At 61.7% G+C, this 7,349-nt stretch carries 6 protein-coding genes; 5 read left to right on the forward strand and 1 reads right to left on the reverse strand.

The genetic code is table 11. The features are described 5' to 3' along the window. The 5 genes from Q7T26_07865 to Q7T26_07885 form a co-directional block, all read left to right on the forward strand. Window positions 1–986 (forward strand): NADH-quinone oxidoreductase subunit M (locus Q7T26_07865; protein ID MDO8532068.1); only part of this gene is annotated, 986 nt, incomplete at its 5' end. After that, a complete protein-coding gene (locus tag Q7T26_07870; GenBank protein ID MDO8532069.1) occupies window positions 983–2,431 on the forward strand; it encodes an NADH-quinone oxidoreductase subunit N in 1,449 nt (482 codons plus the stop codon). The genes Q7T26_07865 and Q7T26_07870, both read left to right, overlap by 4 nt. 119 nt (window positions 2,432–2,550) lie before the next feature. Continuing rightward, entirely contained in the window at window positions 2,551–3,789 is a 1,239-nt protein-coding gene (locus tag Q7T26_07875) for an MFS transporter (GenBank protein MDO8532070.1), read from the forward strand. Window positions 3,790–3,864: 75 nt separating this feature from the next. After that, complete coding sequence (locus Q7T26_07880) at window positions 3,865–4,662, forward strand: SDR family NAD(P)-dependent oxidoreductase (GenBank protein MDO8532071.1); 798 nt, start codon at window positions 3,865–3,867, stop codon at window positions 4,660–4,662. A 308-nt stretch (window positions 4,663–4,970) separates the two neighbouring features. Continuing rightward, complete coding sequence (locus Q7T26_07885) at window positions 4,971–7,238, forward strand: SIR2 family protein (GenBank protein ID MDO8532072.1); 2,268 nt, start codon at window positions 4,971–4,973, stop codon at window positions 7,236–7,238. Here Q7T26_07885 and Q7T26_07890 read toward each other — a convergent pair. Continuing rightward, on the reverse strand, window positions 7,239–7,349 hold a 111-nt coding region (locus tag Q7T26_07890), incomplete at its 5' end, for a DDE transposase (GenBank protein ID MDO8532073.1). It lies immediately after the preceding gene.

A 7,349-nucleotide genomic window follows, 5' to 3' on the forward strand; every position in this document is an offset into this window, starting at 1 on the left:
CGATGAAGCTGACGCTCGTCCTGGTGGCGGGCAGCGTACTGGTGTGGATAGGCCTGATCGCCATCTACGCGCAGGCGAACATCGGTAGCTTCGACCTGCTGGCCCTGGCGAAGACGGGCTTCAGCATGGAATTCCAGCGCATCTTCTTCCCCTTTCTGATGGTAGGCTTCGGCGTGCTGGCGGGCCTGTGGCCGTTCCACACGTGGTCGCCGGACGGGCACGTGGCCGCGCCAACAGCGGTGAGCATGCTCCACGCGGGCGTATTGATGAAGCTGGGCGCATACGGCATTCTGCGCGTGGGCATGACCCTCTTTCCGGAGGGCGCGCACGCCTGGATGCCCGTGCTCATCGTGCTGGGCACGGTGAATGTAGTGTACGGGGCCGTGTCCGCCCTGGCGCAGCGCGACCTGAAGTATGTCATAGGCTACTCCAGCGTGAGCCACATGGGCTACGTTCTGATGGGCCTGGCGACGTTGAACCCCGCGGGCGTGAACGGCGCTGTGCTCCAGATGTTCTCGCACGGCATCATGACCGCTCTCTTCTTCGCTGTCGTCGGCTCGATTTACGACCAGGCGCACGTGCGCGACATTGGAGTCTTCGAGGGCCTGGCCAAGCGCGTCGGCCTGACGGCGGCGATCTTCACGGTGGCCGCGCTGGCCTCCCTGGGCCTGCCGGGGCTGTCCGGATTCGTGGCCGAGTTCCTCGTCTTCGTGGGGACGTTCCAGACGTACCCTTTGCTGGGCGTTCTGGGCGTCATCGGCGCGGCCATCACCGCGACCTACATTCTGCGTCTTCTTGCAAAGGTGTTCTTCGGGCCGCTGGACCCCCGATGGGAGAAGCTGCGCAACGTGACGAAGCTGGAGACGGCGGCCATGAGCATCCTGGTATTCTTCCTGGTCTATGTGGGCGTCAACCCCGGCCCGTTCCTGCGCGTCATTGACGCGGGCGTGACGCCGCTGCTGGTCCGGATGGGAGGGCTGCTGTGAGCGCAGACTGGGCTCTTCTGACGCCGGAGATCATTCTGGTGGGCGCGGCCCTGGCCGTGTGGAGCCTGGACCTGGTGCTGCCCGACCAGCGGAAGGGACTGCTGTCCTACCTGGCGGCGCTGGCGCTGCTGGCCGTGGCGGTGGCGGCCGCGACCCAGGCCGGCCTGAGCGCGCATCTCTTCGGCGGGCTGCTCCGCATTGACAGCTACTCCGTCCTGTTCCGCGTCCTGTTCCCCGTGATCGGTATCGTCGTGTGCCTGGCGTCCACCGACTACGTGCGGCGGCGCCTGACGCATCCGGGCGAGTACTACGGTATCATCATGACCTCCGTGCTGGCGATGATGGCCATGTCCGCGGCGGGCGAGCTGCTGACGGCCTACATCTCGCTGGAGCTGATGAGCTTCACTTTCTATGTGCTGGCCTCGTACGCCCGCCACGACCTGAAGTCCAACGAGGCGGGCGTCAAGTACGTGCTGCTTGGCGCGCTCTCCTCGGCGGTGCTCCTCTACGGCATCAGCCTCCTGTACGGCGCGACCGGCACGACCACGTTCCCCGGCCTCGCCGACGCCGTGCGGCAGGGCAGCGCGCTGCCGACAGTGTTTGGCCTGGGGCTTGCGCTTGTCCTGGCCGGGTTCGGGTTCAAGGTGGCGGCGGTGCCGTTCCACATGTGGTCGCCGGACGTCTATGAGGGCGCGCCCGCGCCCGTCACGGCGTTCCTGTCGGTGGCCTCCAAGACGGCGGCCTTCGTCCTTCTGCTGCGGCTGGTGACGGTGGGGTTCATGCCCGCGGCGGCCGAATGGCGGCCCCTGCTTGCGGCGCTGGCCGTGGTGAGCATGGTGGTGGGGAACCTGGTAGCCCTGGCGCAGAACAACATCAAGCGGCTGATAGCCTACTCCAGCATAGGGCACGCGGGCTACCTGCTGCTGGGGTTCGCGGCGCTGGCGCCCGGCGCGACGCTGGTGTCCAACGGCATCCTGTTCCACCTGGTGGGCTACGCGGCGAGCAACCTGGCCGCGTTCCTGGTCGTGATCGCGGTGGCGGCCGCGACGGGCAAGGAGGAGCTGGCCGACTACGACGGGCTGGCGGAGCGCGCTCCGCTGATGGCGTTGACGCTGGCCGTGGCCTTCTTCTCGTCGGCGGGTCTGCCCTTCTTCGTCGGGTTCACCACAAAGTTCTATCTGTTCACGGCGGTGGTCCAGTCAGCGCCGGCGCTCATTTGGCTGGTGGGCCTGGCGATGGTGATGAGCCTGGTCTCCCTCTACTACTATCTGGTAGTCATCAAGCGCATGTACATCCACGCAGTTGAGGGACGAGAGCGCGTGGGTGCGCCCGTGGCGCTGTCGGGCCTGCTGGTCCTGCTGGTGGTGGTCATCGTTGCCCTGGGCATCTATCCCGAGCCGCTGCTCAACCTCATTCAGAGCGCCTCCCGCGCGTTGTTCGCATAAGCCCCCGCGACTTTTCCCGGCAACCGCGCCATCCTTCCCATGCCTGACGCGTTATTCTCTCGAAGCCCGCGACCGCCCTTTCCCCTTTGCGCGGCATGGGGTACAATCCTCGCGACACAATGAATTCTTCCTCTTCCACAGGCCCTTCCGGCCTTTCGCGTCTGCCTGCCTTTGCCGCTCTGCAGAGTCGCGGGTTCCGCCTTCTGTGGACGGGCAGCCTGCTTTCGCAAACGGCGCGCTGGTGCGAGGTGGCGGTCCTTGGGTGGCTGGTGCTGGAGCTGACCAACTCCCCTTTTCAGGTTGCGATGGTCGGCTTTTTCCGCTGGGCGCCGCTCGCGCTTCTGGGCGTTTTCAGCGGCATTCTGGCCGAGCGGTTCGACCGCCGGCGCATTCTGGTGATCGGCTCTGCCCTCAGCGTACTGGCCAGCGCGACGCTCACCGTGCTGGCCCTTACCGGCCTGGTGCAACCGTGGCACGTCTTCGCCCTGGCGTTTGCCCTGGGCACCTACTGGGCGCTTGATTTCCCCGCCCGGCGCGCGCTGGGCCGCGACTTTCTGGAGCCGGAGCGCGTCGTCAGCGCCATGTCGGTGGAGACGCTGGCGTTCACTGTCAGCCGTATCGGGGGCCCGATCATTGGCGGCGGGCTCATCTCTCTGATCGGCGTAGGCGGGGCGTACGTTGCCATCACGGCGTTCTACGCAGCCCAGTTGCCTGTGTTGCTGAGATTGCCCCGGCCCGTGCGCCGGACCGCCTTCTCCCACGGCCCCATCCTCGGCGACCTGATGGAAGGGGTGCGCTACGCGCGGCGTAACCAGATTGTCCTGGGGGTGCTGGTTGGCTCCCTCCTGACGAATCTGCTGGTCTTCCCCGTCCAGCAGCTTTTTCCCGTTTTCGCCCGCGACGTGCTGGGCGTTGGGCCGGTCCTGTTGGGTCTTCTCCTGTCCGCCATGGGCATCGGCTCGCTCATAGGCTCCGCGACCATGGCCTCCGTCGCCAGGGTCCCGCGGCCCGGCGCGGTGTTCGCCGCCGGTTGCGTGGCCGTTCTGGTTGCCGTCATTCTGTTCAGCTTCTCGCACTGGTACGCCGTCTCCTTCGCGCTGCTTGTGCTGGCGGGTGTGGGCCAGGCCGCTTTCAGCTCCCTGCAGAGCGCCCTGATTCTCCTGGGCACGTCCGAGGAGATGCGGGGCCGTGTCCTGGGGCTTCTAGTGCTGGCCATCGGCATGCAGTTCCTCGGCTTCCTGATCATAGGAGGCCTGGCCGCGTGGATAGGGACGCCCCTCGCCGTGGCGGCCAGCGCGGGACTCGGCCTTCTGCTGATGATGGTCCTGATAGTGGGCAACAAGACCATGCGGACATAAGGGGCCGGGCATCTGCTATCATGGCGACCATCGAGCTATCGCGTAAGTGACCACATCATGTGAAGGAGGGCGGACATGGACATGGGCCTGAAGGGGAAAGCGGCGCTGATAACGGGTGGGAGCGACGGCATCGGCTTTGCGGCGGCGAAGATGCTGGCCGCCGAAGGCGTGCGCGTGGCCATCTGCGCTCGCCGCGAGGAGCATCTGCGTGGGGCCGCGGAGACGGTACGCCGCGCCACCGGCGGCGAGGTGCTCGCGGTTGCCGCTGACATCGGCAAGGCGGAGGACGCGGCGCGCTTCGTGAGCGAGGCGGCGAAGGCGTTCGGGCGCATTGACATCCTGGTCAACAACGCGGGGTCGTCCTCCACGCACCCGTTCGAGCAGGTGCCGGACGAGGAGTGGCAGCGCGATATTGACTTGAAGCTGATGGGCGCCGTCCGATGCAGCCGCGCCGTGCTGCCCTACATGCGCAAGGTGGGCGGAGGGCGCATCGTGAACGTGACGGCGGGGGCGGGCAAGACGCCGGGCGCGGCCTCCGTTCCCACCTCGGTGAGCCGCGCCGCGGGGCTGGCGCTGACCAAGGCCATGTCCCGCGATCTGGGGAAGGACAACATCCTGGTCAACTCGGTGGTCATCGGCGTCGTGCACAGCGCGCAGTGGGAGCGCCGCCACGCGCAGATTCAGAAGGGCAACCCGTCCTACACGCTGGAGCAGTTCTACGCGGACACCGTGAAGGCGCGCGGCGTGCCGCTTGGGCGTGAGGGCACGGCGGAGGAGGCGGCGAGCGTCATTCTGTTCCTGGCCTCGAACATGGCGAGCTTCGTCACCGGCGTCGCCATCAACATTGACGGCGGGCAGTGCGCGGTGCTATAGAGGGCGTGCGCCAGACGCCGCGCTGTGGTGGGAGTCCTGTGAGTTGTATAACTGGGGATCGGGTCAGGACGGACACCCCAAAAGGGAATCGTTATGGAGACGCTGTTTCGACACATTGTTTTGTATGGGGTGTCGGGATACGCCTTTTGGAGCGCTACAGCCTGAGTGGCTCGTCGAGCGCGGCCGCCATGCGACGCCCCAGCAAATACGCCTCAAGCTCTTGGGTTGCGTTGGGCTAGTTGCATGAATACAATCAAGCCAGTGTCCAAGCAATCGGGGACGGTACAGCCAGTCGTGGAGGCTCTGACATGGACGTTTCCAAACTAGAAGACGTCGTAGAATTCATCAATTCCGGTGAGTGTCTGGCTTTTGTTGGCTCGGGTCCATCCTGCGAGCTTGGATTGCCCGATTGGACGAAACTCGCTCACAACATATTCGCAAAAGCGAAAGCACGAGGCCCAGGGAATTTGCCAAGGATCAAAGACGCCTTGGACAAAGGCGACTACCCTACGATGTTTGAGCTCATCGAAAACTCTTGTAACCCCGCCTTCCTCATCGCCGAATGTAAAAAGGAGATCGCAGACCCTGGCGGTCTTGGGCGACTTTATGGTTTTCTAGCACGTTTTCCTTTCAAAGGTTATCTGACTACTAATTATGACGACCTGCTTGCCCGGCATTTGCGTGAAACTCAGCATCCCCCAATCACCCTCTGCAATTCTGAAGAGGATTTAGGAGCCGTAGATTTTGACCAGTCCTTGACAGTTGTGAAGGTCCACGGGGATTTCAGCGCCTGGGGCAATATTATCCTCACCCGTAGTCAGTTTCACGCTGCCCAACTCCTTCCTCGGTGGTCATATTACAGGACTTTCCTAGACCGATACTTGGGCAGCAGGCGAGTGGTGCTGTTTGGGTATTCGCTGAAGGATCCGGACATAGAATGGATTCTCAAAAACGCATCTGCTTTGCTCCGACGGAAGCTGCCAATATACGCATTCTTCGCTGATGCTACTTTGGCCGACATCGAACGATTCAGTAAGGAATGTAACGTCGAAGTAATATCCTACGAGAACAAAGACGGCAGGCACTTCGAGCTTCTGCATGCGCTCGAGACTATGAGCACATATGTAGCGTGTCGAGGGGAACGGGCACGTCAGCGTGTGCCCGTGGACGACTTGAAAAGGGCTCAGGCTCTGTTCATGTGGCATCGAATAAGCCGGTCCGAGGACGATACGCACAGAGTATCCGCTTTGAAATCGGTAATTCTTAATCATACCGTGTCTCTTGCAAGCGCAGGAAAATGGCTTAGCGCAGCCTCCCTTGAACAGAACGTCCAGAGGATGGTAGGCATTTCGCAGCCGTATTCTCAAGTCGTGTTCAAGGACGCGATAGAGGAACTTCAGCGTAGTGGCTACGTCGATATCCGTGGAGCCGAATTACGCCTCACCGCCTTGGGGACGCGACTTCTGCAAACCTCAAGCAGGCAGTTCTCTCTTATTCAGAGTCAGTTTCTGGAAACGCTCCACCTTCGCATAAGTAGCGTTACGCCCGGCGTTTCAAGGAATGACGTAGCGGAGTTAGAGCAGGCTGCTCTCAATTGTCTTCTCGATATCTTCTCCCAACGGGGTGTTGAGCTAGCAAACGCAGTGCTCGGTGTCGCCCAAGTGCGCCGTTCTGCACATCTATTAAAGTTGATAGCACTGCGCGCAAATGACTTGACGAACCAATCTCTCAGGCTACCGTTCATAGAACACATGACGAGGATGCTGACCCAACCTTCTGACACCGAAGAAGCCTTCCTTTCGTATCTATCCAGAGCATTTTTCTGTCTCAACGCCCTGCAAATGGACCCTGACGGCTCTCGCTTTCAACGGGAGTTTCTTTCTGGTCGCGCTCTACTTCTTGACTCCAATATTCTGATACCCTTTCTTGCTAAGAACGAAAGCAGACATGCTTTTACGCGAGCCACGATTGAGGCGGCTCGACTGAACGGCATTCGCCTTTTTGCGGTTCACCCTTTCGTAAAGGAGGCCGTGGAACATGCCTCGTGGGCGAAGAGGGAGATTGTGGACAAGTTCGGCGCGCAGTCTCCTGAGGTTCTCGATGCTGCACAGGGCAGAGGAGTCTACCGCCGCAACGCCTTTCTCGAAGGATTCATCGAGACGGGCGCGACCGGCGGAACAACGAGTTTCGCTGAGTATTTGAAGCAGTGTTTCGGCGGAGGTTTCACGGAGCCAGACGCCACCCGGCATCTGAGCAGCACATACGGTGTGACGATTATCACATCGGCAGAAGCGCTGCCGAAACTAGATGGCACTCAGCTCCTAATACGGGAGAACGAATTTGAGGAGACGATTCGCCAACTTGACACAGAACTTACGTGGACAGACAGGGACAAGGACCCCGTCCGGGTGGGAGGTGAGGCAGAGGTGTTTGCCATAATTTGGCAAAGCCGACAAGACGCGAACTACAAGTTTCAAGACGTGTCAACGAATTGGGCTTTCCTCTCGTCCGGGGGCTTTTTAAACCGCCTGAACCGGGCGATGGCCCAACCAATACCGGGCAATATTGTTTGGTGATTAGGTAAGGTTTGGCACAAAATCGCAGAGGTACTGAACTAACCGAGGGAAGATGTCCTCCTGGCGATGATTGTAGCGGAACTCCAGTTCCTTGAGGTACAAAGGGAAGCG

This window comes from Dehalococcoidia bacterium, assembly GCA_030648205.1.
Lineage (GTDB): Bacteria > Chloroflexota > Dehalococcoidia > JAUSIH01 > JAUSIH01 > JAUSIH01.